This window comes from Streptosporangium sandarakinum (assembly GCF_013409935.1).
GTDB lineage: Bacteria > Actinomycetota > Actinomycetes > Streptosporangiales > Streptosporangiaceae > Streptosporangium > Streptosporangium nondiastaticum.
The window spans coordinates 2,015,427-2,031,045 of record NZ_JACCCO010000001.1 but is presented as its reverse complement, the minus strand read 5'-3'; the positions used below and the strand labels follow the sequence as shown (position 1 = coordinate 2,031,045).

At 71.9% G+C, this 15,619-nt stretch carries 15 protein-coding genes; 5 read left to right on the top strand and 10 right to left on the bottom strand.

Annotation, left to right across the window (positions count from 1 at the left end; all coding sequences use genetic code 11):
• Positions 1 to 23: 23 nt before the first annotated feature.
• Positions 24 to 1,922 (bottom strand): N-6 DNA methylase, encoded by a 1,899-nt coding sequence (locus tag HDA43_RS08995; RefSeq protein WP_179819279.1) that lies wholly within the window; start codon positions 1,920 to 1,922, stop codon positions 24 to 26.
• An 84-nt stretch (positions 1,923 to 2,006) separates the two neighbouring features.
• Here HDA43_RS08995 and HDA43_RS08990 point away from each other — a divergent pair, with 84 nt between their 5' ends.
• Positions 2,007 to 2,804 (top strand): PP2C family protein-serine/threonine phosphatase, encoded by a 798-nt coding sequence (locus tag HDA43_RS08990; protein WP_179819278.1) that lies wholly within the window; start codon positions 2,007 to 2,009, stop codon positions 2,802 to 2,804.
• 80 nt (positions 2,805 to 2,884) lie between these two features.
• Here HDA43_RS08990 and HDA43_RS08985 read toward each other — a convergent pair whose 3' ends face one another.
• Entirely contained in the window at positions 2,885 to 3,715 is an 831-nt protein-coding gene (locus tag HDA43_RS08985) for a phosphoribosylaminoimidazolesuccinocarboxamide synthase (RefSeq protein ID WP_179819277.1), read from the bottom strand.
• A 442-nt stretch (positions 3,716 to 4,157) separates the two neighbouring features.
• The gene (locus tag HDA43_RS08980) at positions 4,158 to 4,919 is read right to left on the bottom strand and encodes a PP2C family protein-serine/threonine phosphatase (RefSeq protein ID WP_179819276.1); all 762 of its coding nucleotides are present in this window, start codon (positions 4,917 to 4,919) and stop codon (positions 4,158 to 4,160) included.
• A gap of 209 nt (positions 4,920 to 5,128) precedes the next feature.
• Between HDA43_RS08980 and HDA43_RS08975 the strand changes: the two genes are divergently transcribed.
• Together HDA43_RS08975 and HDA43_RS08970 are read left to right on the top strand one after the other, a co-directional pair.
• Positions 5,129 to 6,745, top strand: coding sequence for a peptide chain release factor 3 (locus HDA43_RS08975; RefSeq protein WP_376770495.1), 1,617 nt, complete (start codon positions 5,129 to 5,131; stop codon positions 6,743 to 6,745).
• Positions 6,746 to 6,905: 160 nt separating this feature from the next.
• Positions 6,906 to 7,886 (top strand): Gfo/Idh/MocA family protein, encoded by a 981-nt coding sequence (locus HDA43_RS08970; RefSeq protein ID WP_246423931.1) that lies wholly within the window; start codon positions 6,906 to 6,908, stop codon positions 7,884 to 7,886.
• A 620-nt stretch (positions 7,887 to 8,506) separates the two neighbouring features.
• Here the strand turns inward: HDA43_RS08970 and HDA43_RS08965 are convergent.
• Both HDA43_RS08965 and HDA43_RS08960 read right to left on the bottom strand, forming a co-directional pair.
• Complete coding sequence (locus tag HDA43_RS08965; RefSeq protein WP_179819273.1) at positions 8,507 to 9,025, bottom strand: GNAT family N-acetyltransferase; 519 nt, start codon at positions 9,023 to 9,025, stop codon at positions 8,507 to 8,509.
• An 11-nt stretch (positions 9,026 to 9,036) separates the two neighbouring features.
• Positions 9,037 to 9,600 carry a MarR family winged helix-turn-helix transcriptional regulator gene (locus HDA43_RS08960; RefSeq protein ID WP_246423930.1) on the bottom strand — a complete coding sequence of 188 codons (564 nt, stop codon included), beginning with the start codon at positions 9,598 to 9,600 and terminating at the stop codon, positions 9,037 to 9,039.
• Positions 9,601 to 9,644: 44 nt separating this feature from the next.
• Between HDA43_RS08960 and HDA43_RS08955 the strand changes: the two genes are divergently transcribed.
• The gene (locus HDA43_RS08955; protein ID WP_179819272.1) at positions 9,645 to 10,364 is read left to right on the top strand and encodes an SDR family NAD(P)-dependent oxidoreductase; all 720 of its coding nucleotides are present in this window, start codon (positions 9,645 to 9,647) and stop codon (positions 10,362 to 10,364) included.
• Positions 10,365 to 10,509: 145 nt separating this feature from the next.
• Here HDA43_RS08955 and HDA43_RS08950 read toward each other — a convergent pair whose 3' ends face one another.
• From HDA43_RS08950 to HDA43_RS08940, 3 genes are all read right to left on the bottom strand, one after another.
• Positions 10,510 to 10,803 (bottom strand): DUF6204 family protein, encoded by a 294-nt coding sequence (locus tag HDA43_RS08950; protein WP_179819271.1) that lies wholly within the window; start codon positions 10,801 to 10,803, stop codon positions 10,510 to 10,512.
• A 2-nt stretch (positions 10,804 to 10,805) separates the two neighbouring features.
• Entirely contained in the window at positions 10,806 to 11,444 is a 639-nt protein-coding gene (locus HDA43_RS08945; RefSeq protein ID WP_179819270.1) for a TetR/AcrR family transcriptional regulator, read from the bottom strand.
• Positions 11,445 to 11,680: 236 nt separating this feature from the next.
• Positions 11,681 to 12,523, bottom strand: coding sequence for an SDR family oxidoreductase (locus HDA43_RS08940; RefSeq protein ID WP_179819269.1), 843 nt, complete (start codon positions 12,521 to 12,523; stop codon positions 11,681 to 11,683).
• Between the two features lie 172 nt (positions 12,524 to 12,695).
• Between HDA43_RS08940 and HDA43_RS36350 the strand changes: the two genes are divergently transcribed.
• Positions 12,696 to 13,475 carry a helix-turn-helix domain-containing protein gene (locus tag HDA43_RS36350; protein ID WP_218911657.1) on the top strand — a complete coding sequence of 260 codons (780 nt, stop codon included), beginning with the start codon at positions 12,696 to 12,698 and terminating at the stop codon, positions 13,473 to 13,475.
• A gap of 38 nt (positions 13,476 to 13,513) precedes the next feature.
• On the opposite strand, the gene HDA43_RS08930 is transcribed toward HDA43_RS36350, so the two are convergent.
• On the bottom strand, positions 13,514 to 14,734 hold the full coding sequence (locus tag HDA43_RS08930; RefSeq protein ID WP_179819268.1) for a beta-ketoacyl-[acyl-carrier-protein] synthase family protein: 1,221 nt from the start codon (positions 14,732 to 14,734) through the stop codon (positions 13,514 to 13,516).
• A gap of 312 nt (positions 14,735 to 15,046) precedes the next feature.
• Positions 15,047 to 15,598 (bottom strand): YceI family protein, encoded by a 552-nt coding sequence (locus HDA43_RS08925; RefSeq protein WP_179819267.1) that lies wholly within the window; start codon positions 15,596 to 15,598, stop codon positions 15,047 to 15,049.
• Between the last annotated feature and the right edge of the window lie 21 nt (positions 15,599 to 15,619).

Below are 15,619 nucleotides of genomic sequence, written 5' to 3'. Positions count from 1 at the left end.
CCTCCCGAGGACTCCCAGGGACATCACACCCCTTGGTCGCACGGTCGGAGATGACCGTCAACCAGTCCGTCAAAGCCTAGCCGGATCAGCGTTTCCCCCAGTGCGGTCGTCTCACGCACCCGGTCCTCCAGCGCGAACAGCTCCCGGAACGCCGCGCCGTAGCGCCGCTGGTCGGCGAGGGGGAGCACCGGCACCCGGGCCCGCCGTACGTCCAGCCGGCTGAAGCCGGGATGTGACCTGTTCGTGTCGGCCGAGCGGATGAAGCCCGCCACGAAGTCGGGGTCGAGCCGCTCGGGGTCCACCCGGTAGAGCGTGAGCTGCGGCCCCAGCGCCGCGCCGCTCCGTCTCATCACCCGGACCGCACCCAGGACGCTCGTCACGATGTCCCCGGCCCTGATCATGACCAGGTCCGGGTCGAGGGTGGTCCCGCCCGTGGGGGCGGAGCCCACGGCCGTGTCACCGGCCGTCAGGACCGGTAGGGGACCCTCCTCGGCCGGCATCCTGGCCGGGGCCTGCAGGATCGTGACCAGCCCCGCCTTGGCCAGCTCCCCGACGGTGGTGGCCGGCAGGTCCTGCCGCTCGGCGAGCACCTCCAGCGCCGGGGGCGCGTCCGGCAGCGCGGCCGACGCGCCGCGGAAGCGGTCCAGCGCGTCGGTGAAGTCCCGCAGGAAGTCCGGCCCGCCCTGCTGGGGGCGGCGCCGGGTCGGGCTGACGTCCACCTCCTCGTCGAGCAGGTCGATGATCCGCACGCTGCGGCCGTCGCCCGGCGGCTCCGCCTCCGGGTCCCGCAGGTGGGCCCGCCAGGCGGGCTCCACGACCGACAGGTCCTCGGAGGCGTCGAGGAGCAGGAGCCTCGACGGGGGCCGCCCGCCGTCCGGGCGGCGCAGCAGCCACAGGTCCGGCCCGGCCGCGCCCAGCGTCACCACGGCCCGCAGCGCGCCGGCGCGCAGCAGGTTGGCCCGGATCCGCCGGCCGGGACGGCGGGACGCCGCGGCCGGCGGCATCAGGATCGCCACCGGCCCGCCCGGCCTCACATGGGCCAGGCAGTGCTGCACCCAGGCCAGCTCGCCCTCCCCGCGGGGCGGCAGGCCGTACTCCCAGCGGGGATCGCCGGTCAGCTCGCCGTACCCCCAGGCGCGCTCATTGAACGGAGGGTCGCAGATCACCGCGTCGGCCTGCCTTCCGGCCAGGCCGTCCTCCCGCAGGGAGTCGCCGGCCACGATCCGGGCGTCGGCGCCGCGCAGCAGCAGCCGGACGGCGGCGATCAGGGCGTTCGTCGCGTCGGCCTCCTGGCCGAGCGCGGAGCCGGCACGCAGCAGGAGGGTCCCGACGCCGCAGGCCGGGTCCAGGACCGCGCCCCGTCCCCGGCCCGCCAGCCGCCACATCAGGTCGGCCACGTCGTCCCGGGTGACCGCGAGCCGGCGGGAGTGGGCCTCGGCGTAGCGCTCGCACAGGAACTCGAACGTGGCGAGCGGACCGCGTTCGGCGGCCAGCTCCGCGACCAGCCCGAGAAGGCCGGGGTCGTCGGGCGGGGCGATCGGGGCCCCGGGGAGGCCGGCCGTGGCGGCGGCCACGGCGTCCGCCGTCCGCGCGCCGAGCCCCGGCCAGGCGCCCGGCTCGCGCCGCAGGAACAGCAGGAAGGCGCCGACCCGGCCCACCAGCTCGCCCAGGCGCAGGTCGTCGGCCGAGGTCCGCAACCGCTGCCACACCAGGTCGCCGAGGGAGACCTCGAACGGCTTGCCGTTGCGGCGCAGCCACGCGGCGACCTCCGGCAGCGAGAAAAGCGGGCTGGAGGTGGTTCCGGCGACCGGGCGGGGGAAGTCGTCGTGGCGGCGGCGCCAGTTGCTGACCGCGGCACGGCCGACGGAGGCGAGCCGGGCGATGTCGCCCGCGTTCACCGTGATGTCCTGGCTCTCCTCCATGCCGAACAACAGTAGTTCACGTCGCTGAAGCGGTCTACAACATGTTTGCTTGTGAAGTGCTTCAACCAATGCTTTACTGCCTTCATGGCACTCAACCAAGCGTTGGCGCTGCGCTACGCCGCTCGATCCGATGTCGGCGTCCGCCGCGAGGCGAACGAGGATTCCGGATACGCGAGCGCCCGCCTGCTCGCCATCGCCGACGGCATGGGAGGTCACGCGGGCGGCGAGGTGGCCAGCTCCCTGGCGGTCAGGGCCATGGCGGCGCTGGACGAGAGACTCCCGGCCGGCGGCGTCGACCTCGTGGCGGCGCTCAAGGGCACGGCCACCGAGGTCAACCACACGCTGCACGACATGAGCGAGCAGGACCCCACCCTGCGCGGGATGGGCACCACCCTCACCGCCATGCTCTGGGACGGCCCGAACTTCGCCCTCGCCCACGTCGGCGACTCCCGCGCCTACATGCTGCGCGACAGCGCCCTCTACCAGATCACCCACGACCACACCCTGGTCCAGTCGCTGGTGGACGAGGGCCGCATCACCGAGGAGCAGGCCGCCGAGCACCCGCGCCGATCCATGGTGCTGCGGGTCCTGGAGGGCACCGGAGACGGCGAGCTGGACCTGTCGCTGCGCGAGGCCCAGCCCGGTGACCGCTACCTGCTGTGCTCCGACGGCCTGACCGGCGTGGTCGGCCCGGAGACCCTGTTCAACACGCTGACCGAGATCGACGACCCGGCCGAGGCCGTACGGTGGCTCATCGACCTGGCCAACCGGGGCGGCGGCCCCGACAACATCACCTGCATCGTGGCCGACTACGGCCAGCACCCGCCGTCGGCCGACCGGTTCGTGGTGGGCGCCGCCGCCGAGGGACGGCTCACCCACTGACCGCCGCGGGCCCCGCCGCGGTGGCGGGGCCGCGCCGCGGTCGCGTCACGACCGTGCGGCGCCCGGGAGCGGCCCGCGCGTCACCACGTCTCGCCGGTGATGCGCTCGTACGCCTCGACGTAACGGGCCCGGGTGGCCTCGACGACCTCGGCGGGCACCTCGGGAGCGGGCTCCTTCTTGTCCCAGCCGGTGCCGGTCGCCCAGTCGCGGACGTACTGCTTGTCGAAGGAGGGCTGCGACCGGCCCGGCTCCCACTGCTCGGCGGGCCAGAAACGCGAGGAGTCCGGCGTCAGCAACTCGTCGCCCAGGGTGAGCGTGCCGTCGGCCGCCCGGCCCAGCTCGATCTTGGTGTCGGCGATGACGACGCCCCGCTCGGCGGCCAGCTCGGCCCCCCGGCGGTAGACCTCCAGCGTGATCCGCCGGAGCTCCTCGGCGGTCTCCGCGCCCACCCGCTCGACCACGCCCCCGAAGGAGATCGGCTCGTCGTGCTGCCCGAGCGGCGCCTTGGTGCTCGGGGTGAAGATCGGCTCGGGCAGCCTGGAGCCGTCCACCAGGCCCGGCGGCAGCGACACGCCGGAGACCGAACCGTGCTCGCGGTACTCCGTCAGCCCGCCGCCGGTGAGGTAGCCCCGGGCGACGCACTCGACCGGCAGCATGTCCAGCCTCCGGCACCGGATGGCCCGGCCGGCGAACTCGGCGGGGACGTCGGTGGCGGAGACGACGTGGTTCGGCACGACGTCGGCGAGCCGCTCGAACCACCACAGCGAGAGCTGCGTGAGGACCTTCCCCTTGTCGGGGATGGGCGTCGGGAGGATCACGTCGTAGACCGACACCCGGTCGGACGCCACGAGGATGATGTCCCCGCGGTCCTCGTAGACGTCCCGGACCTTCCCTGAGTGGAGAAGCTTCACCGTTTTCCCTGCTCTCACGTGCCGTCGTGCCGCCGTATACCGGGCGGCAACAGACTAATGGGCACGCGCCGGCGCGGTGGACGCGGCCGGGCGTCGCGGGGACGCGGCGGGGGCGCGATGAGGCGGCGCGGGGACGCGGCGGGGAGGGTCAGGCGGGGCGCGTGATCATGTAGGCCAGGCCGATCAGGATCACGACGGGGATCAGCCAGACGATGGCCTCGATGGCGAATTCCTTGTACATGGGCGCGCGTCCTTCCGGGGGTGGCGAGCGGTGAGAAGCACGGGAAACCGACGATAGCGTCTGCGCCGCGCCACGGCCAGGACACGCGGCCCCGCCGTACGGCGCGTCCCCCGCGGAGGGGGAGCCGTACGGCGGAACCACTCAGGAGGGGACGGCCGCGCCGACGGTCACGGGCGTGTCGGAGCCGTACGGCGGGACCCCTCAGGAAGGGACGGCCGCGCCGACGGTCACGGGCGTGTCGGAGCCCGGACCCTCGACCACGTCGGCGACCACGCAGGTGATGTTGTCCGGGCCGCCCGCCTCGCAGGCCAGCTCGATCAGCCGGCGGGTCACCTCGTCCAGGTCGTCGACCTCGGCGAGCACCTGGCGCAGCCGCTCGGCCTCCACCACCCCGGAGAGGCCGTCGGAGCACAGCAGGTAGCGGTCGCCGACCTCGGCGTCGCGCAGGGACAGGTCGGGGTCGGGGTTGTCGCCGCCGTCGAGGACCTGGAGCAGGATCGACCGGTGCGGGTGCCTGGCGGCCTCCTCGGCGGTGATCCGGCCGTCGTCCATCAGCGTCTGCACCAGGGTGTGGTCATAGGTGATCTGGTACAGGTCGCCGTCACGGAGCAGGTAGGCGCGGGAGTCGCCGATGTGGGCGAGCGCCACCCGCGGGCCGTCCCACAGCATCAGCGTCAGCGTGGTGCCCATGCCGGTGAGGCTCGGGTCCTCCTCCACCAGCTCCCGCAGACGCTGGTTCGCCTGGCGGACCCCGGCCTCGGCCGTGGCCACGAGATCGTCCGGCTGCTCCCGGTCGAGGGCCGCGACCGCGGTGATGGCCGCCGCGCTGGCGACCTCCCCGCCCACGTGGCCGCCCATTCCGTCGGCGACGGCGAGCAGCCGGGCACCGGCGTACGCCGCGTCCTCATTACCCTGGCGGACCCGGCCGACATCGGAGCCCGCCGCATAACGAAGCGTGATCATCTGCACATCACTGAAAGGTCGAGTTGCACGAGCGGGTCGCTTTCCGGGCAGTCGGGACGGGCATGGGGCGAACCATGGTGTTCCACAATCCACCGAACACCATGGTGACGCAAGCGGCCGGAGGAAGTGTTGCCACATCTGTTGACGGCCGCGCTGCACGTAAGCTGTTCCAGTGCCCTTCCGAAGCGTTTCCGAACGGGCCGGCCCCCATCTCACCCCCAGCACGGCGAGGAGAACAGCAATTGACCGCGATCATTGAGGAGGCGGCGCGGCGTCGCACGTTCGCGGTGATCAGCCATCCCGACGCCGGAAAGTCCACCATGACCGAGGCGCTGGCACTGCACGCGTCGGCGATCACCGAGGCCGGAGCGGTGCACGGCAAGGCCGGCCGCCGCGGCGTCACCTCCGACTGGATGGACATGGAGAAGGCCCGCGGCATCTCCATCACCTCGGCCGCCCTCCGGTTCGAGTACCGGGGCCACATGTTCAACCTCGTCGACACCCCCGGCCACGCCGACTTCTCCGAGGACACCTACCGGGTGCTGGCCGCCGTCGACTGCGCGGTCATGCTGCTCGACGCCGCCAAGGGCATGGAGCCGCAGACGCTGAAGCTGTTCGAGGTCTGCCGCCACCGCCGCATCCCCGTCATCACGTTCGTCAACAAGTGGGACCGCCCCGGCCGCGAGGCGCTGGAGCTGCTGGACGAGATCGAGGAGAAGACCGGCCTGCGGCCCACCCCGATCACCTGGCCGATCGGCACCGGCGGGTTCTTCCACGGGGTGATCGACCGCGTCGCCGACCGGGCGGTCCGCTACACCCGCACCCCCGGCGGCGCCACCAAGGCCATCGAGACCGACCTGACCCCCGAGCAGGCCGAGGCCGAGCTGGGCGACGACTGGACCCGGGCCAGCGACGAGGTCGAGCTGCTGGGCGCGATCGGCGCCGACCACGATCAGAAGGCGTTCGAGGGCCACGAGTCCACCCCGGTGCTGTTCGGCGCCGCCCTGAACAACTTCGGCGTCGGTCGCCTGCTCGACGCGATGGTCGACATCGCCCCCGCCCCGGCGCCGCGGCCCGACGCCAAGGACGTCCCGCGTCCCCTTGAGGAGCCGTTCTCCGGACTGGTCTTCAAGGTGCAGGCCAACATGGACCCCTCGCACCGCGACCGGATCGCGTTCGTCCGCGTCTGCTCGGGACGCTTCGAGCGCGGCATGGTGCTGACCCACGCCGCGACCGGGCGCCCCTTCGCCACCAAGTACGCCCAGGCGGTCTTCGGCCAGGAACGCGCCACCATCGACGAGGCATACCCCGGCGACGTCGTCGGCCTGGTGAACGCCACCGCCCTGCGCCCCGGCGACACCCTCTACGACGGCCCGTCGGTCGAGTTCCCGAAGATCCCGAGCTTCGCGCCCGAGCACTTCTGGACCGCCCGCTGCCGCGACGCGGGCCGGGCCAAGCAGTTCCGCAAGGGCATCGAGCAGATGGAGGCCGAGGGCGTCGTCCAGGTGCTGCGCTCCGAGATCCGCGGCGACCAGTCGCCGGTGCTGGCGGCGGTCGGCCCGATGCAGTTCGACGTGGTGAAGCACCGGCTGGCCGGGGAGTTCAACACCGAGATCGCGCTGGACCGGCTCGACTTCAGCCTCGCCCGGATCACCGACGCCGAGTCGGCGCCGATCCTCGCCCGGCAGCGGGGTGTGGAGGTCTTCACGCGCTCCATCGACGGGGAGCTGCTGGCGCTGTTCACCGACGAGTGGCGGATGCGCGGCGTGCTGCGCGACCATCCGAACCTGGTGCTCAAGGCGCTGCTCGCCGACACCCGGGGCTGAGCTTCTCGCGGCGGGCCCGCCGTACGGGGGAGTCTTCTCCGTACGGCGGGCCTCCCTGTACGGCGGGCTCTTGCGTACGGCGGGTCCTTGCGTACGGCGGGTTTTTCGCCGGAAGGTGGGGCGTGGTGCGGCGTAGCCGTACATGGTGGGATATGTCGCCATGAGCACCATCAGATGGGGCATCCTCGCGACCGGCTGGATCGCGGCCACGTTCACCGGAGACCTGAAGCTGCTGCCGGACGCCGAGGTGGTGGCGGTCGGATCGCGGACCGTGGAGTCCGCCCGGGCGTTCGCCGACCGGCACGGCATCCCCCGCGCCCACGGAAGCTGGGCCGAACTCGCCGCCGACCCCGACGTGGACGTCGTCTACGTCGCCAACACCCAGAACGCCCACTACGACGCCGTGCTGACCTGCCTGAACGCGGGCAAGGCCGTACTGTGCGAGAAGGCGTTCACGCTCAACCGCGTCCAGGCCGCCAAGCTGGTGGACCTCGCCCGCGAGCGCGGGCTGTTCCTCATGGAGGCCATGTGGACGCGCTGCGTCCCGGGTGTCCGGAAGATCGTGGAACTGGTCGAGGACGGCGCGATCGGCCCGGTCTCCGCCGTCCACGCCGACTTCGGGATCCTCGCCTCCGTCGGCCCCGAGCACCGGCTCCGCGACCCGGCGCAGGGCGGGGGCGCCCTCCTCGACCTCGGCGTCTACCCCATCTCATTCGCCCACCTCCTGCTCGGCGACCCCGCCGAGGTCCGGGCCTGGGCCCGGCTGACCCCCGAGGGCGTGGACGAGAACACCGGCATGGTCCTCGGCTACGACAGCGGCGCGGTGGCGGTGCTGTCCTGCGGCATCACCGCCGCCACCCCGGTCACCGCGACCATCTCCGGCCCGCTCGGCCGGATCGAGGTGCCAGGACCGTTCTTCCGGCCCGACACCTTCGTCCTGCACCGCCCGGAAGCCGAACCGGAGACCTTCCACGTCCCCTACGAGGGGTCGGGCATGCTGCACGAGGCCGCCGAGGCCATGCGCTGCCTGCGCGAGGGACTGCTGGAGAGCCCTCTGGTGCCCTGGCAGACGACGCTGGACGTGATGGGCGTCATGGACGAGGTCCGTGCCCAGGTGGGGGTGCGCTTCCCGGGCGAGTGACCGGCTCGGGCCGTCCGCGTTTCCCGTAGGGCTGAGCAGGGGCTCTCAGCGTTGCGGGGGTTTCCCGGGTGGCCGGACGGGTCGTTCGGTGGTTCCCATCGTGCGCGCTTCTCCGGATCGGGCAGGTCCGCGCTTGCCGGGCTGGTCGGTTGTGCGCGCTGCGGTGGGTGGGTGTTCCGGCCGGCGTTGTGGCTGGGCTCTGGTTCCGGCCGGCCTTCGGCCTGGCTTCGGGCGCGGTGGTTGCCGGCGTTTTGAAGCCGGCCGGAACACCCGCCCGCCTCCGCGCCAAGACTGCTTCGGTCGTACGGCCCGCTCGCCGTAGTCGCTCTCTTGCGGGCTGCCCATGGTTCCCGCCGTCGCTGAAGCGACCCGCTGCTCCCGGCTCAGGGCGGGCCGCCGTGGCCTTGCGGCCACACTGACAGGGGAGAGCGCAGGGCCGGACGCCGTAGCCTCTCCCTTCCGGGCCGCTCACGGTCCCCGCCGCAGCCACTCCTTTCGGGTCGCTCGTGGACTCCGCCGTGGTCGGCTACCTCTCGGGGCGCTCATGGTGTCGCCGTAGGGTGTGAAGCGACTCCCCGCAGAGATCAAGAAAGCGGAGAGGAAGCAGGTCGAGGGGGCTTTCAAAGCTTCTTGCGCATGACCGTGCAGGGGCGGCCGTGTTGGAGGTCCGGGCGGTGGTCGAGGATCTCGTAACCCAGGGCGCTCCAGAAGGCGAGGCCCTTGGTGTTGGCGTCGAGTACGGCGAGGCGGACCGCCGTCCGGCCCGCCGCCCGGAAGCGCTCCTCCACGGCGCCCGTCAGCGCCCGGCCGTACCCCGAGCGGTGCATCCGGCCGTCGATCAGCAGCAGGCCGATCCACGGGTCCGGGTCGGCCGGGTTCGGGTGGTGCGCCAGAGTGATCGCGATGCCCGCGAGCGGTCCACCGGCCTCCGTACGGCAGAGCAGCACCTCGGTGTCCGGGTTCACCAGCTCTTCGGAGAGCGAGGCCGAGATCTGCTCCGGCCGGATGTCGTCGGGGTCGGGGAAGTCGCCGCTGATGGCGAAGAACTCACGGTTGGCGGAGTGGAGGGCGGTCAGCTCGGCGAGCAGCGGCTCCGGAAGCACGCCGTCCCGGGGGGCGGCGAGTGGCTCGATGATCATGAGCAGGCAGCCTACCGACTGTCGGTCAGGCGCCGCCCGACGTCGGCCGTCAGCTTCTCCAGCAAACCGGCGAGCAGGTCGCGTTCGGAGTCGGACAGGCCGCTGACCAGCATGGCCTCCCGGCCGAGTACCGCGTCGACGGAGCGTTCGATGAGGGAGTGGCCCTCGTCCGTCAGGGAAACCATGACGGTGCGGCGTCCGGTCGTTCCCGGCGCGCGCCGTACGAGCCCCTCGCGCTCGGCCCGGGCGACCCGCTGGGAGATGGCACCGGCGGTCACGAGCGTCCGGCGCGTGAGCTCGCGGGTGCTGAGGGCGTAGGGCGGTCCGGAGCGGCGGATGACGGACAGCAGGTCGAGGGTCGCCGCGTCGATCCCCGCGGCTCGCAGAACTCTGACGCGGTCGTCCGAGAACAGCTTCGCCAGGCGCCAGATGGGAGTGACGATCTCGATCGAGCCGGTCGGGGTGCCAGGACGCTCCCGCTGCCAGGCGGCCGCGATCTCCGAGGGTGAATGGGTGGGGTCCGAACCACCGGCCATGGACGTCATGTCCGCCATGGTGTTAACTCCCTCGATCATCGGTTACGTTTAGATCTAAACGTATCAGCGATGGGGAGGCACCCTTGACTCGCACCGTGCTCGTCACCGGAGGCACCAGCGGCATCGGCCGGGCCGTCGCCGAGAGGTTCGCCGCAGACCGGGCCGAGGTCTTCGTCACCGGACGGCGCGCCGATCTCGTCGAGAAGACCGCCCTGGACCTCGGGGTGCACGGCGTCGTCTGCGACGCGACCCGGCCCGAGCAGGTCGCGGCGCTGGCGGACCGGATCGGCGGAACGCTCGACGTCCTCGTCAACGCGGCCGGCGGTCTGGCCGACGCGGTACCCGACGGTGCTCCGCCCCTGGAGGCGCTACTGGCCCAGTGGCAGGCCGACCTGGCCCAGAACCTGCTCGGCGCGGTGCTGACCACGGCCTCGGTCCGGGAGAGGCTCGGCTCCGGTGGTTCCGTCATCAGCATCGGGTCGATCGGGGCCGAGCGCCGGGGTGGTTCCTACGGGGCGGCCAAGGCCGCGCTCGCCGCCTGGAACGCCTCCCTGTCCGCCGAACTCGGCCCCCACGGCGTCACCAGCAACGTCATCTCCGCCGGGTACATCGAGGGCACCGACTTCTTCCGCGGCGGGATGACCGAGGAACGCCGCGCCGCGCTCATCGCGGAGGCGCAGAACAAGCGGCCCGGCTCCCCGTACGACATCGCCGAGACGGTGTACTTCCTCGCCTCCCCCGGCGCCCGGCACATCACCGGCCAGACCATCCACGTCAACGGCGGAGCCTTCACCACCCGATGACCTGCCGGTCAACCCTGGCGTGTGCGGTTTCAGCGTTCCGCCCCGGGGCGGGGGCTGCGCGCCATCGCCCTCACCGTCGAGGGCGCCGTGGCCGGTCACATGTGAGCTCTCAGCGTCCGGTGAGACGGACCGGACGTGCGGCGGCTCACCGGCGGCCCTTCTGGCGGATCTTGATCTGCCGCATGTCCGTCACCGCGATCTTCAGGAGGTGGTAGGCGTGGCCGTGCGCGTCCAGCGCCGCAATGGCCTTCCTGGTGGCCTCGGGCTCACCGTCGTCGGGGTCCGCGGGCACCTGGCAGCGGAAGGTGAAGGCCGAGAAGCTCCCGTCGTGGGTGAAGGCTCCCGTCTCGGTGAAGGCGGCACCGCCGACGGCCTGGACGGCGTCGCGTCCGGCGTCGTCCAGGCCGACGAACTTGCCCCGGATCATCACTCGGAACACGGTCAGTCCTTTCGTATGGCATAGGTGAGAACGCGTTCGCCGAGTACGTCCTCGACGGCGTCGAGAAGTTCCAGCACGGCCTCGGCGATCACGTCGGGGCGCTGACCCGCCGAGGTGCGCCGGCCGATCTCCTGCAGCACGAGGGAGTGCAGGGAGCCGAGCTGCCAGGCCACCACGCGGGGGAGCGGGGCGTCCCGCGCGGCCCCGGTCTCCTCGGCGAGTGTGGCGGCGAGCGCGTCGGTCATCTGGGAGCCGAGCTCTTCCAGCCGGGCGGTCAGCGTGGGGGCGGCCCGCATCATCTCCAGGAAGCGGCCGAATCCCTTGGTCAGTCCGAGCCTGCGGTCGCGGCGGCGGGCCTCCTCGCGCAGGTGGTCCAGCACCGCCCGCGCGGCGGACACGCCGGGCGGGCGGGCGCGCACGATGTCGGCGAGCCGTTGGGGGGAGGCCTCCTCCGGGGGCAGGACGAGGTCCTCCTTGGCTTCGAAGTAGTTGTAGACGGTATTGACCGAGACCTCCGCCGCCGCGGCGACCTCGGCGATGGTGACGTGGTCGAAGCCGCGCTCCACGAACAGGCCGGTGGCCACCTCAGAGATGCGCTGCCGTGTCTGCCGCTTCTTGCGCTCCCGCAACCCCTCCGTCATGGCTGGATTCTAACCGCACTGCAAATTTAAAGTCGACTACAAATTTGCCATGGCCTGTGTTTTTCCCGTCTCCATGTCCACATCCGTCATCCACGCTCAGGGTCCGACCCGGACGTGCCGCCTCAAGACCGGCCCGCGCACCATGTCCGCCTGCCCGCCTTCTTCTGCCGCGTCACCGGATGAGAGGACACGCACATGACGAATCGAACGCGGACCGGCCTGGCGGGGGCTCCGGGTCAGTTCGTGACGAAGGCGTCCAGGTGGTCCAGGACCCAGGCGCCGAAGTCGGTGGGTGGGCGTCCGAGGGCGCGTTCGACTCCGTCGGTCAGGACGGCGTTGCCGCCGTCCCGGATGATCTTGAGGCCCCTGAGCCTGCTCTCCACCATCTCGCCGTCCATTCCGGAGGCGAGCATCTGCTCGCGCACCACGTCGAGCGGAACGTCAACGGTCTTGATCGTGCGCCCCAGCGCCGCCTCCAGCCGGGCTATCTGGTCGGGGAAGCTCAGCAGTTCCGGGCCGGTCAGCGTGTAGGTCTGTCCTTCGTGCTTCGCCGAGACGAGAGCTTCCACCGCGACCTCGGCGATGTCGCGCGGGTCGATGACCCCCTGCGCCGCGGTTCCCGTCATGTTCGGCACGGGCTCGTCGGCACGCACCGCCGCGGCCCATTGCAGCGCGTTGCCGGCGAAGGCGGACGGCCGCAGCAACGTCCAGCTCATGCCGCCGGCGCGCACCGCCTGCTCTCCGGTCCGATGCCAGTGGTCGTCCGTGGCATCGGCCCCGATCGACGAGAGCTTCACCACCTTGCGTACCCCGGCTGATCGGGCCGCGGCCAGTACCGCCAGGTCGTACCGTTCGGTGGACGGCCCACCCGGAGCCACCAGGAAGACGCCGTCGACCCCGGATACCGCTCTCTCCAGCGACGCCGGATCGTCGAAGTCGCCCGCCACGACCTCGACGCCGGGCGGTGTCCGGGCACGTGAGGGGTCTCGTGTCAACGCGCGGACCGCCTCGCCGCGCGCCGCGATCCGCCGGAGGACCTCACTGCCGATGGTGCCCGTGGCACCGGTGATCAGGATCATGCCCCAGACCTTGCCGCGCGTCGCCCCGGATCGAATAGGAGATTCCGGCACCGAGCACATGACAGGGTCGTTCGTTCCGACGGCGGATAGCGTGAAGCACGTGAGTGCGACGTGGGGTCACGAGATACCCGTTCCAGGCGCTCTGCGGCCCTGGGTGTCCGACATCCGGGGTGTGACCGCCAGCGCTGATCAAGGAGTCCTGACGCATCCGCCGGAGGCATCCACGGCACTTGTGTTCCGCGTACTGGACGACCGGAACGGCGACCTGATGGTCGTCGGTCCTCGTACCCATGCCCGGTACCACCGAGGCAAGCACGTGCCCTTCGGCATTCGGCTCCGTATCCGGCCGAGCCGGGCTTCGCTGCTGCTGGGTGTGCCGGTCGGTGAGCTTGTCGACCAAGCCGTTCCGTTACGGGATCTCTGGGGAACCCCGGGTGATCGTCTGGCTCACGAACTGGCCGGACTCGGCCCCGATCACATGTCGGTCCTCAAGCGGATCGAGGCGGAGTTCCTGGCCCGCATCTCCCTCGCGGCACCGGGCGATCTGTCGCGAAGCGACCTCGTTCAGGCCGCGATCGCAGGACTGTCCGCGAGCACCGGTGCGCGACCCGAGCCGGTGCCCGCCATCGCACGACGGCTCGGCGTCAGCGAACGCCACCTGCGCGATCTCTTCAACAGAGCGGTCGGCGTGTCACCGAAGCGCTTCGCGCGCATCGATCGGTTGCGAACCGTACTCGCTCGTGCCCGTACCGGTTCGTGGGCCAGGCTCGCCGTCGAAGCGGGGTACTACGACCAGTCGCACCTGACAGGAGAGTTCCGCGAAGCGATGGGCGTGCCTCCCGGCTCGTTCGTCACCGGACACCTGCCCACCCCTACTCCGTGCGGGGCCTCATGCCCCCTCGGGCCTTCCCGCGGGGACCCGTACGGTCCCCGCGATGGTCACCACCCCTGATACGACCGCCGGGAGCGAGAGCGGCGGGGGAGCGGGGTTCAGGGGGAGGTGAGGATCAGGGAGGCGTTGTGGCCGCCGAAGCCGAAGGCGTTGGCCAGCGCCGCCGACACCCGGCCCCGGCGGGGACCGCCCATGACCACGTCGAGTTTGACCTCGGGGTCGAGGTCGTCCAGGTTCCGGACGGCCGGGACCACCCCGTCGCGGATCGAGAGGATCGCGGAGATCGCCCCCATCGCCCCGGCGGCCCCGCACATGTGGCCGGTCATCGACTTGGTCGCGGTGACCGCCGGGTGCGTCCCGATCGCCTCGGCGATGGAGCGGGCCTCGGTCACGTCCCCGGGCGGGGTGGAGGTGGCGTGGGCGTGCACGTGGTCGATGTCGAGCGGGCTCAGCCCGGCGGACGACAGGGCCGCCCGGATGGCGCGCATCTGCCCCTCCGGGTCGCCGGCGGTGATGTGGTAGGCGTCGGACGTGACGCCCGCGCCGGCCAGCGCCGCGTACGCGCGGGCCCCGCGGGCCGCGGCGAACTCCGCGCGCTCCAGCACCACGAGGGCGGCCCCCTCGCCGAGGACGAAGCCGTCCCGTGCCGCGTCGAAGGGCCGCGACGCCTCCTCGGGCGCGTCGTTGCGGGTGGAGAGCGCCTTGGCCTGGGCGAAGCCGGCGATGGTGAGCGGGTGGACGCACGCCTCGGCCCCACCCGCGATGACGACGTCGGCGCGGCCGAGCCGGATGAGGTCCAGGCCCATCGCGATCGCCTCGGCCCCCGAGGCGCAGGCGCTCACCGGGGTGTGGGCACCCGCGCGGGCGCCGAACTCCATGCTGACCACCGCGGCGGGACCGTTGGGCATCAGCATCGGGACGGTGTACGGCGAGACCCGCCGCGCCCCCGTGGTCCTGCGGACCTCGTCCTGGGCGAGGGTGCTCAGCACCCCGCCGACCCCGGTGCCCACGACCACGGCCAGGCGCTCGGGGTCCGTCTCCGGGGCTCCGGCGTCGGCCCACGCCTCACGCGCGGCGACCAGGGCGATCTGCTGGCAGCGGTCCAGCCGCCGGGCCTGAACCCGGTCCAGCACCTCGGTGGGCTCCACCCGCAGCCGGCCCGCGATCCGCACCGGCAGGCCGTCCGCCCACTCCTCCTCGATGAGCCCGATGCCCGACCGCCCCGCCAGCAGGGCGGCCCAGGCGGATGCCACGTCACCCCCCACCGGCGTCGTCGCGCCCAGCCCCGTGACCACCACGTCGGTTCTGCCGTCCGCCATCAATGCCCCCTTCACCGTGGAGACGCGGAGACACCACTTTGGAAGCCGCGCGTCCCGAGCCGGACTCCACGCTGCCAGAACGACGGCCCACCGGTCGGGTGGGACGATCGACGAAGATGACGGGCCAAAATTTGTCGGAAACGTTCATGATCGCCCTCCCGCGCTCCGTCTCTCGAGCCCCGATCTCCCTTCGGAACCCGCTGACGAGAGGGCTCGATGCGACGATTCAGCCACCCTGTACCGGCCCCGGCTCCCGGGAGCCGGGGCCGGTTCCCGGTCCGGCGGGTGACGCTCCACATGGAGGGCGGCGGATCAGGCCTGGGTGGTCTTGACGGCGGACAGGTCGAACTCAAGCGTGATCTTGTCGGAGATCATCACGCCGCCGGTCTCCAGGGCCGCGTTGTAGGTGATGCCGAAGTCCTTGCGGTTGATCACCGTACTGCCCTCGAAGCCGACCCGGGTCAGGCCCTGAGCGTCGACGGCGGTGCCGGTGTACTCCAGGGGGAAGGTGATCTGCCGGGTCACGCCCCGGATCGTGAGCTGTCCGGTGACCTCGAACCCGTCGCCGTCCACGTGCTTGACGGCGGTGGAGTCGAAGGTGATGTGGGGGTGGGTGGCGGCGTCCAGGAAGTCGCCGGTGCGCAGGTGGCCGTCACGGATCTGGCTGCCGGTCTGGATCCCGGCCACGTCGAGCACCACGTGGACCGTGGAAGCGGCGGGATTGGCGGCGTCCAGGGAGGTGGTGGCCTCGTGGACGGGGATGCTGCCGCGCACCTTGGTCACCATGGCGTGACGGGCGACGAAGCCGAAGCGGCTGTGGGCGGGGTCGATGGTGTAGGCACCGGTGAGCCGGCTGGGGAACATGATGACTCCATCCGCATTTAT

What these genes read in the sequence shown, in the direction of transcription:
- HDA43_RS08960 (WP_246423930.1), bottom strand. Translation starts at nt 9,600, where the DNA reads ATGATCGAGGGAGTTAACACCATGGCGGACATGACGTCCATGGCCGGT.
- HDA43_RS08940 (WP_179819269.1), bottom strand. Translation starts at nt 12,523, where the DNA reads ATGATCCTGATCACCGGTGCCACGGGCACCATCGGCAGTGAGGTCCTC.
- HDA43_RS08990 (WP_179819278.1), top strand. Translation starts at nt 2,007, where the DNA reads ATGGCACTCAACCAAGCGTTGGCGCTGCGCTACGCCGCTCGATCCGAT.
- HDA43_RS08995 (WP_179819279.1), bottom strand. Translation starts at nt 1,922, where the DNA reads ATGGAGGAGAGCCAGGACATCACGGTGAACGCGGGCGACATCGCCCGG.
- HDA43_RS08930 (WP_179819268.1), bottom strand. Translation starts at nt 14,734, where the DNA reads ATGGCGGACGGCAGAACCGACGTGGTGGTCACGGGGCTGGGCGCGACG.
- HDA43_RS08970 (WP_246423931.1), top strand. Translation starts at nt 6,906, where the DNA reads ATGAGCACCATCAGATGGGGCATCCTCGCGACCGGCTGGATCGCGGCC.
- HDA43_RS08965 (WP_179819273.1), bottom strand. Translation starts at nt 9,025, where the DNA reads ATGATCATCGAGCCACTCGCCGCCCCCCGGGACGGCGTGCTTCCGGAG.
- HDA43_RS08980 (WP_179819276.1), bottom strand. Translation starts at nt 4,919, where the DNA reads ATGATCACGCTTCGTTATGCGGCGGGCTCCGATGTCGGCCGGGTCCGC.
- HDA43_RS08925 (WP_179819267.1), bottom strand. Translation starts at nt 15,598, where the DNA reads ATGTTCCCCAGCCGGCTCACCGGTGCCTACACCATCGACCCCGCCCAC.
- HDA43_RS08945 (WP_179819270.1), bottom strand. Translation starts at nt 11,444, where the DNA reads ATGACGGAGGGGTTGCGGGAGCGCAAGAAGCGGCAGACACGGCAGCGC.